The following is a 626-nucleotide window of genomic DNA, read 5'->3' as shown; positions in this document are numbered from 1 at the left end:
ACCAGTATGTTCGTGGTAAGCGCGGTCTGCCATGTCTCGAGACCATGGCGTTCATGCTGGAACGGCCCGGTCGGGGGCGGTGTCCCGATCCCGAATCCGAGTGGTCCGTGATCGACATCCTGACCGCCGGTCGGGCGGGCACCGCCGGGACGGGTGATGTTGCGGCGGTGCTCGCCATAATGGCGGGACGATCCCGTCCGGGAGGGAGCGATGATGGACAACGAGCTCGAGCCGGTGGTGGGGCAGTGGTACTGGCACCACGATAAGGGCCAGGCGTTCGTGGTCGTCGCCGTGGAGGCCGATGGCACCGTGGAGATCCAGCACTACGACGGCGACCTGGAGACCGTGGACGGCGACGGCTGGCCGGCGATGGACATCGAGCTCGGGGAGCCCCCGGAGGACTGGAGCGGGCCGGTGGACGAGTCGGACGACGACACCGGCACCGACTCCGACGCGCTCGCCGACCGGGACGCGCGGGAGTCCGGCGTCGCCTCGTTCCGCCAGCCCTGCGAGCCGTGGGCGCACGACCCGGAGGCCCGCGGTACGCAGGACGACGAGGACGCAGGCCCGCCGGACGACGGGTCCCGCTGAGCGGGTGCATCGGCGGAGGTACCGTGACGCGGGCC

The 626-nt window shown here is 71.2% G+C and carries 1 protein-coding gene; it reads left to right on the top strand.

What is annotated here, in order from left to right:
- Nucleotides 1-210: 210 nt before the first annotated feature.
- The gene (locus G7A99_RS23595; RefSeq protein WP_163144492.1) at nt 211-591 is read left to right on the top strand and encodes a DUF6763 family protein; all 381 of its coding nucleotides are present in this window, start codon (nt 211-213) and stop codon (nt 589-591) included.
- The last annotated feature ends 35 nt before the right edge of the window (nt 592-626 follow it).

It is taken from the genome of Arhodomonas sp. KWT, assembly GCF_010993615.1.
The sequence above is the reverse complement of the archived record's forward strand: the minus strand, read 5'-3'. Positions and strand labels throughout refer to the sequence as shown.

Excerpts from the sequence above, each read along its gene's own strand:
- G7A99_RS23595 (WP_163144492.1), top strand. The coding sequence starts at position 211 with ATGATGGACAACGAGCTCGAGCCGGTGGTGGGGCAGTGGTACTGGCAC.